The following is an 18,645-nucleotide window of genomic DNA, read 5'->3' as shown; positions in this document are numbered from 1 at the left end:
GAATAATGCTTATGGTTATCAGTAAACGGCCTAATTTAGATTACCGCCCAACAGCACTATATATTCTCTGTACCAACTACACCATCAGATCGGAGAGCTTACACTAATGGGTTAACCAGAATCAACTGATACCAAATCTGGGTTAGCTACCCCCCATATCTTATGGCAATTGAAATCGCTACTACACAAAAAAGTCCGGCTACGCGGTCTAAAGAATAACAGGGTTTTTTAAACTGGATTTGGTATGAGGTAGGGTTCAGGGAGAGAAGGGACAAGGGGAAGTTAATTTTCTGATGCTTTCAGACAAGAAAGGGAAAAGGTGAATTCAATTTCCTTCTTCCTTTTCCCTAACGCTATTTATTTAGTTTGCTGGTGAAATGTGGCAGAAAAAGCTGAAAGTAGAAGCTATCTTTCCTTAGCTATTTTGCCTAAAAGCCTTCTAATTGCTTACTTTATTCTTTGGATAGATTGCTCGCTTGTTCTGGTATTCCTGCTGATGAATCTTGATTAAAACACTCTTTAATCATTGCTGATTCCTGAACGAAAGGTGATTGATTTTGACTATTTAAATTTGGTGAACCTGATTCTGAAGCAGGTTCAAGTTCGTCTCGAAATACGATTCTTAACAGGGGAGGTGCGAGGAAAGTGGTAATAATTACCATCATGATGATCGCTGCTTGCAGAGGTTTAGATAAAGTACCACTTGCCGAACCAATGCCAGCAAATACTAATCCTACTTCACCTCTAGGAATCATGCCTACACCGATCGCCAACCGATTCATCTTACCTTGACCAAACACTGTAGCACCAGTGACAATCTTACCAACAATGGCTACTGCTATTAAGAAAATAGCGATAATCAAACCTTCCTGATTTGTGGGAACTGTGGGATTGAGTACGCCAATATCAGTTCTAGCACCAACACAGACAAAGAAAACAGGCACCAACATATCAGCTATTGGTATTACCTGTTTTTGTAATTCCAGAGTTTCATCACTTTCATCTAGGACTAAACCAGCCGCAAAAGCACCTAAAATTGCTTCTAAGTGAATTACTGCTCCTAAGTAAGACATCAAAAAGGCAAAAACTAAAGCAGGAATTAATAATCCACCTCTAGTTTTGAGTAGATTAGCTACTCTAATAAAGGTTTTGTTGAAGAAACTGCCTAATAAGATAGAACCAAGCAGGAAAACTGACGAACTGATTATCAGATAGATGACGTTCATTACATCCACTTCGCCAGTTTTTGCCAAACTAGCGACAACAGCCAAAACGATGATACCGAGAACGTCGTCGATAACGGCAGCACCAAGAATAATTTGACCTTCTTTGGTGTTTAAACGTCCGATTTCTGAAAGAACTTTGGAAGTAATGCCAATACTAGTAGCTGTGAGAGCCGCACCAGCAAAAATTGCGGGAATTGCTGGCACACCAAACAATAGCATTAATCCTGCTGTCCCAGCAGCAAAGGGTACGGCTACCCCGACACAAGCAACAATGGTAGCTTGATAACCGACTGCCATTAAAGATTTGATGTTTGATTCTAAGCCAATTTCAAACAGCAGGAGAATGACTCCTAGTTCTGATAACACAGAAACTACTTCGCTTTGGGCGTTGAATACTGCTTCTGCTGATTGTGAGTTTAATCCAGCAGTTGTTTGTAACAGTTGGATAATTGCTGAATCAGAACTTTGGGCTCCGCTTTCGGGAAATACTAGTAAATGTAAGGCAGATATCCCAACGATAACACCAGCTACCAGTTCGCCTAAAACTGGCGGAAAGCCTAGTCGGTTAGACAATTCCCCGCCAAATTTACTGGCTAGGTAAACTACTACTAGACTCAGTAATACTCCTGGCAACACCAGTGCTGCACTGTCTGCATCTAGTTCGTGGGTAGCTGCCAGTATGGGTGCAGTTTGTCCCCAGGAGAGTTTCGGGAACAAAGGTGTGAAGAAATTCGACCAGGCAAATACATCAGCCATTAGTTTAACAGAGTGTCGTTTTTTCTAATGTACAAGTTTCTTTACAAATTCAAAGATTTATTTTTTGTCGATCGCCAAGGTAAATTTGTTTCTCCCCGTCATTACGTCAGCGTTAATCAACTAATTTTGACAATACCGATAATTTTAGGTGTCGGACTATTGAGCGTATTTCCTGGTAGTGTGGTTTTGGCTCAAGAGCAAAGACAAATCCCCGGACAGTTAATCAGGACTGTGACGGTGACAGGTCGGGGAATGGAGTCAATTCCTGCTACTATTGCTCAGGTAAGTTTGGGTGTGGAGGCGCAGGGGAAAACGGCTCAGGAGGTGCAACGGGAGGTGGCGCGACGATCGACAGCAGTGGTAGAGTTGTTGCGATCGCGCAACGTCGAAAAACTCCAAACCACTGGCATTCGCCTCAATCCCAACTACTCCTACCAAAATAACGTCCAGCGTTTGATCGGATACACCGCAGTTAACACAGTCAGTTTTCGCATCGATACCCAACGAATCGGTAACTTGTTGGATGAAGCGGTGAAAGCGGGAGCGACTAGAATTGATGGGATTAGTTTTGTGGCTACGGATAGTGCTATAGCTAAAGCTCAAGAACAAGCATTACAAAAAGCTACCTTAGACGCTCAAAGACAAGCTAATGCCGTTTTAGCTGCTTTAAATTTAAAACCACAGGAAGTAGTTTACATTCAAGTTAATGGCGCATCACCACCAATAGCATTTCGTGTTCGTGCTGCGGCTGCTCCTCCAGTAGGAGAAGCAATAAATGAGTTTTCTACTCCTGTAGTTGGTGGAGAACAGCAAGTCGAAGCATTTGTAACACTGCAAATTCGGTATTAGGAAAGGCAATTTTTGAGGGACAAAGGGGAAGGGAGAAAGGGGACTGGGGACTAGGGATTGGGGACTGGGGATTGGGGGGAAAGTTTTGAGTTTTGAGTTTTGAGTTAATAAATTTCAAGAAAGCGCCCAGTCCCCAGTCCCCAGTCCCCAGTCCCTAGTCCCTAGTCCCTAGATTCAAAACTCGTCGTTACTTGTGTGCCCCGTATCATTAGCCTCATTTTCTCGCTTAGAACCTAATAGCTCTAATTTATCTACTCTGATTACTGGTTTAGAGCGATTAGCCCCAGTAGCTCGATCTTGCCAGTATTCAAACTTTAAAGAGCCTGTAACTCCTATTAAGCGACCTTTGCGAACATAGTTGGCAGCAACTTCTGCCGTTTTGCCCCACATTTCTAAATTAAACCAATCTGGTTCGTCATTGTCTCGACCACGACGGTTTACAGCTAATGTACAGTTACAGACAACGCTACCCGACTCGAAATATTTAACGTCAGGATCTCCGCCCACACGACCGACTAAAGTCACAACATTGAGAGTCATATTTAGATTACCAGTACAGTTGTACTCATTAATTATTTATCTACTTTAACCAATTGAGGGTACAATTCAAATTTCAGGTTGCATCTTAAAGAAAAGAAATATTTCTATTTTGACTAGACGCAGGATAGAAAACGTAATAAAATCCTGCACGGTTAGGTTACAGTCCTACAAAAAGCATCTCTTGTTTGGGGGCAAAAAGCGCGTGGGTCTTTTTAAACGCTTATCCATATCTCGTGACATGGGTATCGACCTCGGTACCGCAAATACTTTAGTCTATGTGTCTGGTAAAGGCATAGTTCTTCAAGAACCTTCAGTGGTCGCCATTGACAAAGATACAGGCGAAGCATTGGCGGTGGGAGAAGAAGCGAAAAAAATGTTGGGGAGATGCCCTGGAAATGTGGTGGCGTTGCGTCCGCTGCGTGATGGGGTAATTGCTGACTTTGATAGTGCTGAGTTAATGCTGAAGCACTTTATCAAGCGAGTGAACGAAGGTCAAGCTTTAGTACAACCGCGAATTGTCATCGGTATTCCCAGCGGTGTAACTGGGGTAGAACGACGGGCGGTAATGGATGCGGCGCTGCAAGCGGGCGCTAGAGATGTCAGATTAATTGATGAGCCAGTAGCGGCGGCTATTGGGGCGGGGCTACCTGTGGCGGAACCTACAGGTAACATGATTATCGATATTGGTGGTGGCACTACGGAAGTGGCGGTACTGAGTTTACAAGGTACGGTGCTGAGTGAGTCAGTGCGTGTCGCTGGAGATGAACTGAATGATTCGATTATTCAGTACATGAAAAAGGTGCATAATTTGGTGATTGGGGAAAGAACGGCAGAAGAAATTAAAATTCAAATTGCTTCAGCTTATCCCACTGTTGCAGATGAAGATTCGATTATGGAAGTCAGGGGTTTGCATTTGCTTTCTGGGTTGCCGAGAACTGTAACAATTAAAGGGCCAGAAATTCGGGAAAGTATGTCTGAACCTTTGGCGGTAATTGTGGAAGCGGTGAAGCGGACTTTGGAAAGAACTCCTCCCGAATTAGCAGCTGATATTATCGACAGGGGCATTATGCTGGCAGGGGGCGGAGCTTTGCTCAGAGGACTAGATACTTTAATCAGCCATGAAACGGGAATTGTAGTTCATGTGGCTGCCGATCCTTTGAGTTGTGTGGTTTTAGGTACTGGAAGAGTGCTAGAAAATATCAAACAACTCGATCGCGTATTTAGCGCTCGCTCTCGCCATTTGTAAATAGTTTTAAGTTTTAAGTTTTGAATTTTGAGTTAATTAATAACTTAAAACTTAGAACTCATAACTCATAAATACTTTAAAGACTACTGTCTATGGATACGTTACGCCGTTGGTGGGATCGAAATTGGTTGCAAGTGGCGCTGATAGGCTTGGTAATCAGTACGGCTTGGTTTGCGAGGCAAACTCAAGGAGGAAGCTTATTTGAAGTCTATCAGTTGCTTACTCGTCCATTTCAATCCAATCCAAGCAAGCAAGAACTTTTAACTAATGCCAAAGTTGTAGAAATGGAGGCAAAGTTACAACAAGTTGAAACCGAAAATCAAAAACTGCGAGAACTTTTGGGCTATGTAGCCAAAAATAAGGAGCAGGCGATCGCTGCTCCGATTGTAGGTCGCGGTGCCGATCATTGGTGGCAACAAATTACTCTCGGTCGGGGACTTCAGGATGGAATCAAAGAAGATTTTGTCGTTACGGCTCCGGGTGGGTTGGTCGGTAGGGTCAGTAGCGTAACTGATAATACAAGCCGAGTGTTGTTGATTAGCGACCCTAGCAGTCGGGTGGGGGTGACGATCAACCGGAGTCGATTTATGGGTGTGATGCGGGGAAAATCGGGAAACAAGGCGGTAATGCAGTTTTTTGAGCGAGTTCCCGATGTCCGTCGGGGTGATGTGGTGACTACTTCCTCAGCTAGCGAACTCTTTCCTTCGGGATTACCTGTGGGACGAGTAGAGTCAGTGAATTTAAGTCAAAGTCCTGCGCCGGAGGCTGTGATTGTGCTTTCGGCTCCAACGAGTGTCTTAGAATGGGTGGCTGTTTATCCGGTGGAAAAACATAAGGGAGAAAAAACTACTGATGGGGAAACTTCTCAAGCCAATTCTAAATAGCGATCTGAGAGTCCTTCGACTGAGCGTTCGCGCCGAAGTCCTGACTGAGTGGTAAGTTGGGGAGAGAAATGAGTCAGAAAAATTCCATCAAAGACTGACAACTAAACCGCAAATGATCAAGATTTCTCGGTTGCCTTATTATGGTCGTCAATTGGTTAATTGGGCAGTGACAGTTGCTTCTGTGATTGTCTGTGCGCTAATTTTGCCGACGCGACTACCAGGTATGGAATTGTTAGGGATTGGCCCAAATTGGTTGCTGATCTGGGTGGTGGCTTGGAGTGTGAAGCGGAGTGTTTTACAAGGCGCGATCGCAGGATGTGCTTTAGGTTTAATTCAGGATGGCATGACTTCGCCTCATCCTTCCCATACGCTTTCGTTGATGTGTGTGGGCATTTTAACGGCAAGCTTGAAAAAACAAAGGTATGTCCAAGAAGATTTTATTTCTGTAGCATTAATTGTATTTTTGATGACAGTGGTAGCGGAAACGGTGCTGGCACTTCAGTTTAGTTTGGTGGGCGATCGCTCTTTAGCAGAAATTTGGACAGAACACCAACAAATAGCTTTGTCTTCAGCGATTCTCAGCAGTTTATGGGCACCAATTCTTTATTACCCATTAAATCTTTGGTGGCAGAAGATGGATTGGATAGAAGATAATGCTTAGAGGGTAGTTGTTAGTCGGTAATAGTTTTAAGTTTTAAGTTTTGAATTTTGAGTTAATTAATAACTTAAAACTCAAAACTCAAAACTCAAAACTATTACCAACTACCAACTACCAACTACCAACTACCAAATGATTGATGACAAGATGAATGATTTTGACTCCTCAATGATGCGTCGATGTCTGGAGTTAGCCCAGAAAGCGCTGGGAAAAACTGCGCCTAATCCAATGGTAGGGGCAGTAGTGGTGCAGAATGGGCAAATTGTTGGGGAAGGTTATCATCCAGGGGCGGGTCAGCCACACGCAGAGGTATTTGCTTTACGGGCGGCGGATCATTTAGCCCGGGGTGCGACGATTTATGTGAGTTTAGAACCTTGTAATCATTATGGGAAAACGCCGCCTTGTGTTGAGGCGCTGATTGCAGCGGGGGTGGCGAAGGTAGTGGTGGGGATGGTAGACCCAAATCCGCAAGCAGCGGGGGGAATTGAGAAGTTGCGATCGGCTGGAATAGAAGTAGTAGTAGGAGTAGAAGAGGAAGCTTGTCGCCAATTAAATGAAGCTTTTGTACATCGCATTTTATACAAACGTCCGTTTGGGATTTTGAAATATGCGATGACTTTGGATGGGAAAATTGCCACTAGCAGCGGACATAGTTCTTGGATTACAGATTTAGCGGCGCGAAATGTAGTACATCAATTACGGGCGGCTTGTGATGCGGTGATTGTGGGTGGGAATACGGTGCGTCATGACAACCCCCATTTAACAAGTCATCAAGTGGAGGCGCGAAATCCTTTGCGGGTGGTGATGAGTCGGAGTTTAGAGTTGCCGGAAAATGCTTATTTGTGGGAGACGGAGGAGGCAGCTACTTTAGTTTTAACTCAGGTGGGGGCGAATCCCGACCTACAAAAGTTACTGTTGAGAAAGGGAGTAAATGTAGTGGAGTTAGATTCTTTAACTCCAGATAAGGTAATGAGTTATTTATATGATTTGGGGTTTTTGTCGGTGTTGTGGGAATGCGGGGGAATTTTGGCAGCAAATGCGATCGCAGAAGGTGCTGTTCAAAAAATCATGGCTTTCATCGCCCCAAAAATTATTGGTGGAGATGGAGCTCCTTCCCCAGTGGGCAATTTAGGTTTCCAACAAATGACAGAAGCATTAACCTTGGAAAGGATTAATTGGCAAACTATTGGCCCAGATTGTCTGATGGAGGGTTATCTACCATTAAGAAGGTAGAAGGAGTGTTTATTAATTGGGGACTGGGAATTGGGATTTCTACATATCAGTTATTTGAGAAACTAATCGAGTTTACTTATTACCATAAGTACTAGACAACTTTACTAGTTATAAATAATTTCAGTTATTTCCTGATCGAGAATATCTATAACCGCAGAATGTGGAATAGACTAACAAAAGATGTTTGAATTTACGCTTTTAACTTTATTTGTCGGTAGCCTTGGTGTCCAGGCAACAGCCTTGGGTGGATGGATGCGTTGGTATCAGTCAGTGTTGGAAAAAGAGGAAGAGGAGGAAGAAGTTTTGACCCGCTATGAATCCAAGATAAACACTGAGATGGAAATTGTTGGGCAATCCAATCTCGTATCTCCCCAAGGAGTACCGCAGGGAATACCTCGTGAATTACGTTTAACAGGTTGGGAGTTTAAAATTGTCCGGGCTAATCGAGATATTTTTCGAGACCCGGCGGTTTTACAGCGTTTGTGTGAGGAGGAGGGAGAGGCTGGTTGGATCTTATTAGAAAAGCTGGATGACCGTCGGATCAGATTTAAGCGTCCGGTGGCATTACGGGATTTAATTAAACCGGAACGGCTGGCGATCGATCCTTACAGAACTCAGTATGGCCCTTCTAACAAACCATTAGTTTTTTTGGGAATTTTGGCGGCTTTAGGAGTTATTATTGTACCTGCTTACTTAGCTTTTTCTCTAGTGTCAAATACTCTGCATAATTCGGGTAGAGGTTTTGTTCAACCTGGAGGTTTTTCTAGTCCTAGACCAGCTGAACCTGTAGATTAGTTATTAGTCATTGGTCAATAGTTAAATGTTAGTTGTTATTTGTTTATTTATACAAATCCTCAATAAATATTACTAATAACCAATGACAAGTGACTAAAGAATTTGTGATAAAAATTGGCGGGTACGTTCTTCTTGGGGGCGTTGAAAAAATTCGTTGGGGGTGGCTTCTTCGACGATTAAACCTGCATCCATTAAGATGACGCGATCGGCTACTTCACGGGCAAATCCAACTTCATGAGTAACTACTACCATTGTCATTCCGCTTTGGGCGAGTGTTCGCATCACGTCGAGTACTTCTCGCACCATTTCTGGGTCTAGTGCTGATGTGGGTTCGTCGAATAACATGATTTTAGGTTGCATGGCTAGGGCGCGTGCGATCGCAACTCGTTGTTGTTGTCCTCCTGAAAGTTGGGCGGGATATTTGGAAGCTTGTTGCAATATTCCGACTCTTTCTAATAGTTGCATTGCGGTTTCTTGGGCTTGTTTTGGCGATCGTTTTCGCACCCAAATTGGTGCTAAAGTGATGTTTTGCAGGACGGTTAAGTGAGGGAATAGGTTAAATTGTTGAAATACCATTCCTACTTCCCGACGAATTGTATCAATGTTTTGGGTGTTATTATCGAGGGTAATTCCGTCAATTTCGATCTGTCCTTTTTGGTATTCTTCTAAAGCGTTGAAGGTGCGAATAAAGGTGGATTTACCGGAACCTGATGGCCCCATTAATACGACTACTTCGCCTCTGTTGACGGTGAGGTTAACGCCTTTGAGAACGTGAAATTGTCCGTAGTATTTGTGTACGTTTTGGGCGATGACGATCGGGTTTTGTTCTGGCATTTTGGTTGACCTCTGGGTAATTCAATTTTAATAGATGTGGATTTAGGTTTTCTGTGGGATGCGTGGGCTTTTTTTTAACGCAGATGAATGCAGATGAACGCGGATGAACGCAGATGGTATATTTGATTTTTACGATAGGGGTTACTTAATTCTCCTGTTCTTCTTTGCGTTCTTTGCGGTTCAATTATTTCTTATCTCTGTCCTACACCTAATTGCTTTTCTAACCTTCGACTCGCTAAGGACATTGAATAACAAAATACCCAATAGATCACCCCTACAAATAAGTAAACTTCGGCATATTTTCCGAGAAATTCCGGTTGCGCTAAGATCGATCGCGCTATCCCCGTCAATTCCAATAATGCAAAAATTGCTAACAAAGATGTATCTTTAAATAACCCAATGAATTGACCAACAATTGAGGGAATTGCTACTTTCAAAGCTTGGGGTAAAACTATTAATGAGGTAATTAAAATCGGATTTAATCCTAATGCTTTGGCTGCTTCTCTTTGTCCACGAGGAACTGCTTGTAATCCGCCTCTGACGTTTTCTGCCATGTATGCGGCGCTGAATAGGGTTAAACCTGCGATCGCTCTTACCACGCGATCTAATCTTAAATCAGTTGGTAAAAACAAAGGTAACATAACCTGCGCTATAAACAGAATACCAATTAATGGTATTCCCCGAATTAATTCAATGTAAATAATACTGAATATTCGCACTACTGGCAGGTCACTTTGTCTGCCTAAAGCTAACACAATTCCTAAAGGAAATGAAAGCGCAATACTCACAATTGCCAATAATAAAGTTAATAATAAACCTGTCCATAATTCGCTACCAACTGGTTTTAATCCCAATCCTCCACCAATTAACCATAGTACGATCGGAAAAGATAGCGTCCAAATTAATGGTAGCCAACTAATTATTTGAGGAAAAAAACGTTTAGTTAATGCTCCCCAAGTGATAATGGAGAGGGCGATAATAATGCCGACAACTGTCCAAATTCGCCAAATTAAATCGATCGGATAACGCCCAACTAAAAACAACCGTAAATTTGTAGTAACGACTGTCCATTGTGCTTGTACAAATACCCAATATAAAAAGTTTTTCCCGAAACTAAAAATTATCAAAATACTAACAATAGTTAGCAAACTATTATACCAAGTATTAAACAGGTTTTTTAATAACCAGTTTAAAGTTCTGCTTCTGATTTTTAGGGGAGGTTTGTTATCTAGTTGATTCATAAAATTTAGTTAGTTTGACTATCTTTCTTTTATTTTGATTCTGCTATTGTAAAGATTTAAGAGTAAGGAAATACTTAAACTAATTGTAAGATATGTTATGATGATAATTAGAATAACTTCTACGGCTCGTCCGGTAATGTTGTTGGTGGTGGAAGCGATCGCATAAATATCAGGAAAGCCGATCGCAATTGCCAAACTAGAATTTTTCGCTAAATTTAAATACTGACTAGTTAACGGGGGAATAATTACTCTCAAAGCTTGGGGGAAAATTACTAACTGCATTACTTGAAAAGGTTTTAATCCTAGCGATCGCGCCGCTTCCCATTGTCCTTTCGGTACTGCTTGAATACCACCCCGAATAATTTCGGCAATAAACGCAGCTGTATATAAAGTTAACCCTAAAATTAAAGTTAGAAATTCTGGATAAAGTGCAATTCTTCCCGGAAGTTGTAAACCGCGATTTGATAAAGCAAATATCCCAAATAAAGAGATGGCATTTCCTGGTTGGGGTAACTTGAGAAAAAAGGCAAAATACCAAAATAAAAGTTGCAATAATAAAGGAGTATTGCGGAGAATTTCTACATAAATCATTGCCAAGTTTCGGATTAACCAATTATCCGAAAGTCGCGCTACTCCGACAATAATTCCCACAATACTTGCCGAAACTAGACCGATCGCCATTACCCGCAATGTATTAATCAAACCAACAAATAAAGCAGCAGCGAAAGTATCAGTAGATTTATAATTAACAATTCTTTCACCTATATCAAACCCAGCTTGTAAATTCAGGAAATCAAACCCAAACTGCAACCCTAGTTGGCGGAGATTTTCGGTAAAATTTGCCCATAAAAATATCCCTACAATTACTACTAGCAGGATTAATAATATTTGTCCAAACCACCGCCAAAAACGACTATTATTCCACATAAATTAGGCTTTAGCGAAAAGGAGGTGAATAGAGTAAACCTTTTTTATTCCATAGATTATTTAAACCTCGGTCTAACTTCAAGGCTGTATTTGGCCCTAAATTACGATTATAAATTTCGCCGTAGTTACCTACAAATTTAACGATCCGTACCGTAAAATCATTAGTTAAACCTAAACCTTTACCCAGACCTCCTTCTACTCCTAAGAACCTGCGAAATATCGGATCTTTACTACTGATTAATTGCATCACATTTTTAGAATTGACACCTAATTCTTCAGCTTCAATTAAAGTGTAAACTACCCATCTAACAATGTTAGCCCAACGCGCATCGCCTTCGGCTACTGCTGGGGCTAATGGTTCTTTCGACATTACCACATTTAAGATTTCATGATCTTGGGGATTTGGTAATGCTGTGCGTCGGGAAAGTAACTGCGATCGATCTGAAGTTACCCCATCACAACGACCTTCAGCATAAGCAGTATAAGCCGTGTTTACATCTTCAAAAACTACAGGTTGATAAGGTAATCCTCGACGACGCATTTGATCGGCAAGGTTTTGTTCGTTCGTTGTCCCTGTTTGGGTACAAATTGGTTTACCTTTCAAGTCTTCAAGTTTTTTCAACCCACTATCTTTCCGCACCATCATGCCTTGTCCGTCGTAAAAAACTACGGGGGCAAATTCCATTTTTACAGAAGTATCTCTCCCCAAAGTAAAAGTAGTATTACGACTGAGAATATCTACTTCACCTGTTTGAACTGCGGTAAATCTTTCTTTGGCATTCAAGTTGCGGAATTGGACGGCGTTAGGATCGTTAAATATTGCAGCTGCGATCGCTCGACAAATATCTACATCTAACCCCGCATATCTACCATCAGCGCGAACAAAACTAAAACCTGGCAATTCTCCACTAACACCACAAATTAATTTGCCACGATTTCTGATCGTCTCTAACCTGCCTTTAACCTGTTGTGTGGTGTTCGCATCTTGTGAAACAGCAGGTTTTTTCGCTTCCCCACTACAACTGATTAGAGCCAACAATATTGGTATTGTAATTAGTATACTGCAACACCATTTAGGCATATTTTTTCTGCTTGTTTTCTCCTTTTATTTGCCTGCTAATTGACAGTGAGTGAGATAAATGTATCCTAGTTTACTATTAGTGACTTTCTTGCCAACCGGATTGACGCTCTTGAGCTAAATCACGAATCAAGGTTAATTTTGAGTGCAGATAGTCGCTCAAAATAGCTGCTTCGTTACTGCTCAAAGAACCTTGGTTTTTCAGTTGTTTCAGCAGCCATTGGACTAAACTAGCGTCATCTAGCTTCAGTAGTATATTTGATTGCGTGTCTTCAATCAAAGACCAAATTTGCCGGAGCATATACGGAGTCATGGAATTTCCTCTTAACTATTGCTTTATGTTTTAAGATAGCCAATAATTGTCTTACCAAACAGTAGGCAACACAAGTTGAAACAAGATTTACAAATCGCTTAATAAATCGAACAATTTCTTGACTAGAATTGCAACAGTACGTAGTGAGTGCTGTCTCAATCCTTAGAAACTATACTGGATGGAGAATAGGGAACTCGAATCCCTGACCTCTGCGGTGCGATCGCAGCGCTCTACCAACTGAGCTAATTCCCCATATATCTACTTTTTTGGCGATGCAAAGTCCTTTAGCGACAAGTAAACGACTTTTAATCATCAAAAACTTATTTTAACATTCTGTGACGGTTGGTTGAAATTTTTCTTGAGAAAACACTTCCTGGATGCGTTCCAATTCCAAATCCCAAAAATAATCTACAGTCCAATTAGCTTGACGCTGGATCATGTGAAAGGGAAAAGTATTTGCTACTCCTAACACCTGCATTCCCGCCCGTTTAGCAGCAGTAATCCCTGCTGGAGTATCTTCAACTGCTAAACATTCTGAAGGTTGCAAGTCCAGATTGGCAAATTCTTGGTTTAATAGTTCTACTGCCAGTAAATAGCCATCTGGTTCTGGCTTACTAACTTTTAGATCGTCGCTGGTGGACATTACAGCAAAATATTGCGCCAAGTTAGCCCGATTTAATACTATTTCAACTTCCGATCGCAATGCCCCTGTCACCAAACCAATTTTCAGATTAGCGGCTTGTAATTTCAGAATCAAGTCTTCCAAACCAGGATAAATCGGCAATTCTGCCATTTGAGCGATGTGTTGTTGGTATGCTTTAGCTTTCCGGGAAATTAGCTGATTGAGGTAACTTTCTGTAAGTACGCGACCTCGACGGGAGAAAAGGTCGCTTAAACAGGCGCGATCGCTCCTTCCCAAGCAATATTTGCGAAATTCGCCCCTTTTCGGTCGCAGATTCTCTGCAATTAAAATCTCCTCAATCAGCTGCTCATGAATTGGCTCATCATTGATGATGATGCCGTTAAAATCAAACAAAACTGCCTTAAGAGCCATTCGACTTTAGATTTTAGATTGTTTGTGGGTACGTTGTTGCGCTTTAGCGCTCTAAGAGCGCTAAAGCGCAACAACGTACTTAATCCGAGCATTAATTATATAATTAGCAACTTGCGTGAGTATTAAAAGCTGGTGCGGGAATTCCTGAGAAATCAGCCTCTACTTGCTGGTAGGAAGGCTTTGTGGCATTGATTTCTACACCTGGGATAGGTTTTATCCCTCGACTAATCTGATTCACCCACCAATGTTCGTATGTTTCCACTGCTTCAAACCCCGCTGCACCCATCCAAGCGTCAACATTTCCCGACGCATAAGCTTTAATGTAAGGTTCTTCAAAAATCTCGGTCAACCATTCGGTATGACGCAAGGTTTTCTGATTTCCATCGAGAATTAAAACTTGTCCTCCGGGAACTAGTAACCGGAAGCTTTCCCGCAAAATAGCTTGAGAAACTGCTGGGGGAGTTTCGTGAAACAGTAAAGATGCTGTCACTACGTCGAAGGAAGCATCGGGAAAACCTGTGTGTTCGGCGTTTCCATGTCGCCATTGAATACGAAGTCCGGCTTGTTTGGCTTTACGATCGCCCATAAATAACATATAAGGCGACAAGTCTAAACCGATCACTTCGGCTTCGGGAAATGCTTGTTTAAGTAAAACGGTAGTCGAACCTGTACCGCAACCTAAGTCTAAAATCCTTCTGGGTTTTCCGCATAAGCGATCGATCAACCCCTGTCTAATCCAAGTTTCATTCGGTGGTAAAACATATTGCGTCACCGGATCGTAAGAGACGGAAGCGCCAGGGTTAAGATATCCGCCTTTAACTCCGTGAAAGTTCTGGCTGCTGTAATATTCGGGATATTCTAAATTTGGCTGACGGAAGCGATCGGCTTCTGCTTCCCAATCTACGCTGTCATAAAAACTCTGTAACCCCTTTTCATCAATTAAGGGACGAATTAATGGTGCTAAAAAACGTTCCCAAATTGTTTCTTTTGCGATCGGCATAGTTTTAGTATCGGTATTTACTAAAATTGCTAGAGAATAGCTGAGATAGCTCTGTTTACAAATGTTAATAGATTGTTGGGCGATCGTGGCAGTGATTCGATACTCACCTTTCAAATAAATGTAGAGACGTTGTATACAACGTCTCTACAACTCTGACGCGCCCTACAGACTGGACAAAGCTCAACTTTTTATGTAGTATTGTAGTATGTGTAATTCAAAAGTCCAAACTCTCCCCTTTTGTTAGGATCGAGAGTAGCTTTTTGTTGTTAATAAAATAGAAATTTATGCCTTACGAAAAACTAGCAATTTCTACAGAAACACCTGTGCTTTCTTGGGCGAATCATGAACTAAGTTCTGATGAAACCAAGATGGCAAAAAACGTTGCATCCTTGCCATTTGTATTTAAGCACGTAGCATTAATGCCCGATGTTCATTTAGGAAAAGGAGCATTAGTTGGTTCAGTAATTGCGACAAAAGATGCAATTATGCCTGCGGCTGTGGGGGTCGATATTGGTTGCGGGATGATGGCAATTAAAACACCATTTACCACCGAACAATTAGAAGGCAAGCTGAAGAAAATTCGCCTCGATATTGAAGCAGCAATTCCTGTGGGATTCGAGGAAAATAAAGAAGTTGAAAAAGCTGTCAGCAATTGGCAAGGTTGGCAAGATTTTAAGGATTTACATTCAGGCGTACAACGCTTAGAAAGTAAAGCCATTAAACAATTAGGTTCTCTTGGAGGGGGTAAAAGATTGCCCCTTACTGTAGTAATACAGTAATCAAAACTCGTCCAAATCGGTGAAGGCTGAGAATGAGTAAATATTTAGATGATTTACTTGCTAATACCGAGGGAAGCGGTAAAACGCCCCGTAGAGAGCAGAGGGACTTGGGCATCCTAATTAATGAGGATGAAGGTGTGCTCCGAACTATACCGAATAGGAAGGTATAGAACCAAGCAGAAATGTCTTGGTCGATTGCAACTTCGATCGATGATATTGTGGAGTAATGGAAACCACTAATATCAGTCTCGAATTACCCGCTTATGCCTACTTGTTTGGCTTCATTCAAAGTGATGGTCATCTATACAACACTACTCGCAATCGAGGTAAGGTAAGTATAGAGGTCAGCAAGATAGATGAAGAGATATTATGGGCATTCAAGAATCTCATACCGTTTAATTCTTCCATTAGTGAGCGTGTGCGTAAAACTAACTTTAGTAGCCAACATACATCAGTTATTTGGAGGGTTTACGACAAACGATTTCGAGATTATCTTGAATCTTGGGGTTTACCGAATGGTAGTAAATCAAAGTTAATCCAACTCCCTAGTTGTAGCTTTTCTAAAGTGGATTACTTTAGAGGTTTGATAGATGGGGATGGCTCACTGGGAATGACTTCTAAAAAGTTTCCCTTCCTATCTTTGGTTACTTGTAGCTCACACATTGCTGTTGAGTATCTGGAATTAATCAAACAGATTACTGGCAAAACCAAAACCTCTAATAAAAACACTAGAGATCAAGTTTACAACATAGTTGTTTACAAGGAAGATGCTCAACTTTTAACAAGTCACTTGTACTATAACGGTTGTTTAGCTTTACGTAGAAAGCTAATTAAAGCCAGTGAAGTACTGAGTTGGAGTCGTCCTCCTGATATGAAACGGGTGAACAAGAAATTTTGGACACCTGAAGAAGATCGGTTTATTACTACCCATTCGATCGAGCATTCGATGAAAGTGCTAGGTAGAAGTCAAAGCAGTATTGAACTCAGACTGTGGAGACTAAAAAAACTTAGCAAGCAATTAGTAACAAATTGAATCACTTTATCGAAGTTTGCCTAGACACAGAAAACCAAGTTTGGTTAATGCTACATTCTGGTTCTCGTCACATTGGAAATATGTTAGCCCAGAATCATATTGATACTGGGAAAGAGTTAGCTAAACTGGCAAATATTAAGTTACCAGATCCAGATTTAGCTTACTTTGTAGCGGGAACACCGGAATTTACTGCTTACTGGCACGATTTACAATGGGCGCAAGATTATGCTCGATTTAATCGTGATGTGATGATGGCGCGAGTCAAGCGAATTGTGGAAAAACATTTAGCTGGTGGAAAGCCAACTAAACCTTTATTAGAGGTGAATTGTCATCACAATTACGCGGAAAAAGAAGTGCATTTTGGTGAGGATGTTTACGTTACTCGCAAAGGTGCAGTAAGAGCAAGAGAGGAAGATTACGGGATTATTCCTGGTTCAATGGGAGCAAAATCTTTCATAGTTAAAGGTAAAGGTAATCATGAAAGTTATTGTTCTTGCTCGCATGGTGCAGGGCGGTTGTTGTCTCGAAATAAGGCGAAAAATGTCTACAATTTAGATGATTTGATCGCTCAAACTAAGGGTGTAGAATGTCGCAAAGATCGGGGAGTTTTAGATGAAATTCCTGGGGCTTATAAGCCGATCGAACAAGTGATGGCAAATCAATCTGATTTGGTGGAAGTTGTAGCGACTTTGAAGCAAGTTCTCTGCGTGAAAGGTTAACTTTGTCTCCCCTCCCCGTTTACGGGGAGGGGATTAAGGGGTGGGTTTTTTTTCTAAAGTTTTACTCAACCAATCTTTTACTAAATAGGTGGCGAAACAATCATCTTCGTTGTAGGTGACAATCTTTTCTAAAAAAGTTCGATCGCTCCTCTTCAACCATTCATCATACCAACAAATTGCTTGGGCACCACTGGCTGAGGGATTGCGCCAATTAAAACCTAGCCAACGGGCGATCGCTTTTAATGAATAACTTTCGATCGGTAATGTTACTGCTTGGGTAACTTTTTCATGTACATCAACTAAGCGATTTAATAAAGGTTGCCATAAATGATTCGGTGTTTTATAACGTTTCGCTAATTCTTTAATCATAAATATCTCGTAATCACAAAAATGATAAATCGGTGCTTGCGGATAATCCCAAACTACATTTAAAAATTGTTGCCAAGTCGCCTCCTCTTCTGAAAAATCCTCTGCCAATAAAGGATAAAATTTTTCTGTTTGAGTTCTTTTATCTACAACTAAAAGCCCTAAAAGATAAGCAAAATCTATTTCTGGCTGAGATTCAATATCAAAATATAATTCTATATCTGACTTGGGCAAATTTATTAAATTTTGTGAAGTTAAAATTACTTGATTATTTAACTTTGCTTGAGATTGTCGCAATAATTGTTCGGTGATTTCTTTGCCAAATGCTATTTCTAAATCGGCAAAGTTAGCATTAGCTAAAGATTCCAATGTATTAATGTTTAGCTGTTGCAAATAGTTGTAGCGAATCGGAGTAACGCCCGGTAACAATGAGAGATGTTGTTGAGATTTTGCTACAGTGTAACAGGAACTATACCAATGACAAAGATTGCACTTTTGCCGGGAAATAAAAACTTCTGGAATTTCGCTTTGCTGTAAAGTTTGACTGCATTCTTGGAAAATTTTCTGCATTTGCAGTAGCCAATTTTCTAATTGTACGAAATAAGGTTTCCTTTCGCGTAAAATTAACCAAGCAGCGGGCGGTTTTACTCCTTGAACAACGGTTAAAACTTGAGCGTGAAATGCTACACCAATTTTATATTCTTGCTTGGGACGTTTTCCTAATTCAATTTGTACTGGAATATAACACCAATTTCCAAAAATCGAATTTCCTGGTTGTTTTACTAATAAATCGGGAAAACTTAGCAGGGTAATGGGTAGAGAATTTTCCTCTACCTCTGTAATTAAAATTCCTTTGTAAATTCGCTCGACACCCTGACGCATTAATGATAAAGTAGCCTTTGCGCCAGCTTGCCAATCTTTGTCGGGGTACTCTGGTTTGTGGTATGTTTGTTCCCTAAGAACAGTTTTTTGATGTGTTAAACGATCGCGTTGTAGCTTTGACTGAAAATCGTTTGGCGGGTCTTTTTCTTGCTTGTTTCCATAAAGATCGAGAAACGCCCGTCGATGACAGCGTTGGTATTGCAGCAGCAGTTCAGCAGTTAGGAGCATTATT

17 protein-coding genes, 1 tRNA gene and 2 pseudogenes are annotated in these 18,645 nt (G+C 41.2%); 9 read left to right on the top strand and 11 right to left on the bottom strand.

Annotation, left to right across the window (positions count from 1 at the left end; all coding sequences use genetic code 11):
• Positions 1-452: 452 nt before the first annotated feature.
• Positions 453-1,982, bottom strand: coding sequence for a cation:proton antiporter (locus tag ACE1CA_RS20400; protein ID WP_413280056.1), 1,530 nt, complete (start codon positions 1,980-1,982; stop codon positions 453-455).
• Positions 1,983-2,009: 27 nt separating this feature from the next.
• On the opposite strand from ACE1CA_RS20400, the gene ACE1CA_RS20395 reads away from it, so the two are divergent.
• Entirely contained in the window at positions 2,010-2,831 is an 822-nt protein-coding gene (locus ACE1CA_RS20395; RefSeq protein WP_413280057.1) for an SIMPL domain-containing protein, read from the top strand.
• A gap of 174 nt (positions 2,832-3,005) precedes the next feature.
• Here the strand turns inward: ACE1CA_RS20395 and ACE1CA_RS20390 are convergent, their stop codons facing one another.
• Positions 3,006-3,371, bottom strand: coding sequence for a single-stranded DNA-binding protein (locus ACE1CA_RS20390; protein ID WP_413280058.1), 366 nt, complete (start codon positions 3,369-3,371; stop codon positions 3,006-3,008).
• A gap of 238 nt (positions 3,372-3,609) precedes the next feature.
• Between ACE1CA_RS20390 and ACE1CA_RS20385 the strand changes: the two genes are divergently transcribed.
• The 5 genes from ACE1CA_RS20385 to ACE1CA_RS20365 all read left to right on the top strand — a co-directional run bounded on the left by ACE1CA_RS20385 (position 3,610) and on the right by ACE1CA_RS20365 (position 8,187).
• Positions 3,610-4,617 carry a rod shape-determining protein gene (locus ACE1CA_RS20385; protein WP_413280074.1) on the top strand — a complete coding sequence of 336 codons (1,008 nt, stop codon included), beginning with the start codon at positions 3,610-3,612 and terminating at the stop codon, positions 4,615-4,617.
• A 92-nt stretch (positions 4,618-4,709) separates the two neighbouring features.
• Positions 4,710-5,501, top strand: a complete 792-nt coding sequence (gene mreC, locus ACE1CA_RS20380; protein WP_413280059.1) for a rod shape-determining protein MreC — start codon at positions 4,710-4,712, stop codon at positions 5,499-5,501.
• Between the two features lie 112 nt (positions 5,502-5,613).
• Complete coding sequence (gene mreD, locus ACE1CA_RS20375; RefSeq protein ID WP_413280060.1) at positions 5,614-6,162, top strand: rod shape-determining protein MreD; 549 nt, start codon at positions 5,614-5,616, stop codon at positions 6,160-6,162.
• Positions 6,163-6,291: 129 nt separating this feature from the next.
• Positions 6,292-7,392 (top strand): bifunctional diaminohydroxyphosphoribosylaminopyrimidine deaminase/5-amino-6-(5-phosphoribosylamino)uracil reductase RibD, encoded by a 1,101-nt coding sequence (gene ribD, locus ACE1CA_RS20370; protein WP_413280061.1) that lies wholly within the window; start codon positions 6,292-6,294, stop codon positions 7,390-7,392.
• 180 nt (positions 7,393-7,572) lie between these two features.
• Positions 7,573-8,187: a hypothetical protein gene (locus tag ACE1CA_RS20365; RefSeq protein WP_413280062.1), complete on the top strand. Its 615-nt coding sequence runs from the start codon at positions 7,573-7,575 to the stop codon at positions 8,185-8,187.
• A gap of 93 nt (positions 8,188-8,280) precedes the next feature.
• Here the strand turns inward: ACE1CA_RS20365 and ACE1CA_RS20360 are convergent, their stop codons facing one another.
• From ACE1CA_RS20360 to ACE1CA_RS20325, 8 genes are all read right to left on the bottom strand, one after another.
• A complete protein-coding gene (locus tag ACE1CA_RS20360) occupies positions 8,281-9,021 on the bottom strand; it encodes an amino acid ABC transporter ATP-binding protein (RefSeq protein WP_413280063.1) in 741 nt (246 codons plus the stop codon).
• A gap of 191 nt (positions 9,022-9,212) precedes the next feature.
• Positions 9,213-10,262, bottom strand: a complete 1,050-nt coding sequence (locus ACE1CA_RS20355; RefSeq protein WP_413280064.1) for an amino acid ABC transporter permease — start codon at positions 10,260-10,262, stop codon at positions 9,213-9,215.
• 18 nt (positions 10,263-10,280) lie between these two features.
• Positions 10,281-11,189 (bottom strand): amino acid ABC transporter permease, encoded by a 909-nt coding sequence (locus ACE1CA_RS20350; RefSeq protein WP_413280065.1) that lies wholly within the window; start codon positions 11,187-11,189, stop codon positions 10,281-10,283.
• A gap of 10 nt (positions 11,190-11,199) precedes the next feature.
• Entirely contained in the window at positions 11,200-12,270 is a 1,071-nt protein-coding gene (locus tag ACE1CA_RS20345; RefSeq protein WP_413280066.1) for an amino acid ABC transporter substrate-binding protein, read from the bottom strand.
• Between the two features lie 76 nt (positions 12,271-12,346).
• On the bottom strand, positions 12,347-12,580 hold the full coding sequence (locus tag ACE1CA_RS20340) for a hypothetical protein (protein WP_413280067.1): 234 nt from the start codon (positions 12,578-12,580) through the stop codon (positions 12,347-12,349).
• A gap of 179 nt (positions 12,581-12,759) precedes the next feature.
• Positions 12,760-12,832: transfer RNA gene (locus ACE1CA_RS20335), tRNA-Ala, on the bottom strand.
• Positions 12,833-12,905: 73 nt separating this feature from the next.
• Positions 12,906-13,634 (bottom strand): HAD family hydrolase, encoded by a 729-nt coding sequence (locus ACE1CA_RS20330; RefSeq protein ID WP_413280068.1) that lies wholly within the window; start codon positions 13,632-13,634, stop codon positions 12,906-12,908.
• Positions 13,635-13,737: 103 nt separating this feature from the next.
• On the bottom strand, positions 13,738-14,634 hold the full coding sequence (locus tag ACE1CA_RS20325) for a class I SAM-dependent methyltransferase (protein ID WP_413276474.1): 897 nt from the start codon (positions 14,632-14,634) through the stop codon (positions 13,738-13,740).
• A gap of 284 nt (positions 14,635-14,918) precedes the next feature.
• Between ACE1CA_RS20325 and ACE1CA_RS20320 the strand changes: the two are divergent.
• The 3 genes and pseudogenes from ACE1CA_RS20320 to ACE1CA_RS20310 form a co-directional block, all read left to right on the top strand.
• A pseudogene (locus ACE1CA_RS20320) lies at positions 14,919-15,380 on the top strand (RtcB family protein); the annotation flags it as partial.
• Between the two features lie 259 nt (positions 15,381-15,639).
• A complete protein-coding gene (locus ACE1CA_RS20315; RefSeq protein WP_413276466.1) occupies positions 15,640-16,446 on the top strand; it encodes a hypothetical protein in 807 nt (268 codons plus the stop codon).
• A pseudogene (locus ACE1CA_RS20310) lies at positions 16,446-17,165 on the top strand (RtcB family protein); the annotation flags it as partial. The gene ACE1CA_RS20315 and the pseudogene ACE1CA_RS20310, both read left to right, overlap by 1 nt.
• Positions 17,166-17,198: 33 nt before the next feature.
• Here ACE1CA_RS20310 and ACE1CA_RS20305 read toward each other — a convergent pair.
• Complete coding sequence (locus ACE1CA_RS20305) at positions 17,199-18,641, bottom strand: TM0106 family RecB-like putative nuclease (RefSeq protein ID WP_413276468.1); 1,443 nt, start codon at positions 18,639-18,641, stop codon at positions 17,199-17,201.
• Positions 18,642-18,645 lie beyond the last annotated feature (4 nt).

This window comes from Floridaenema evergladense BLCC-F167, assembly GCF_041929205.2.
Taxonomy (GTDB): domain Bacteria; phylum Cyanobacteriota; class Cyanobacteriia; order Cyanobacteriales; family Aerosakkonemataceae; genus Floridanema; species Floridanema evergladense.
The sequence above is the reverse complement of the archived record's forward strand: the minus strand, read 5'-3'. Positions and strand labels throughout refer to the sequence as shown.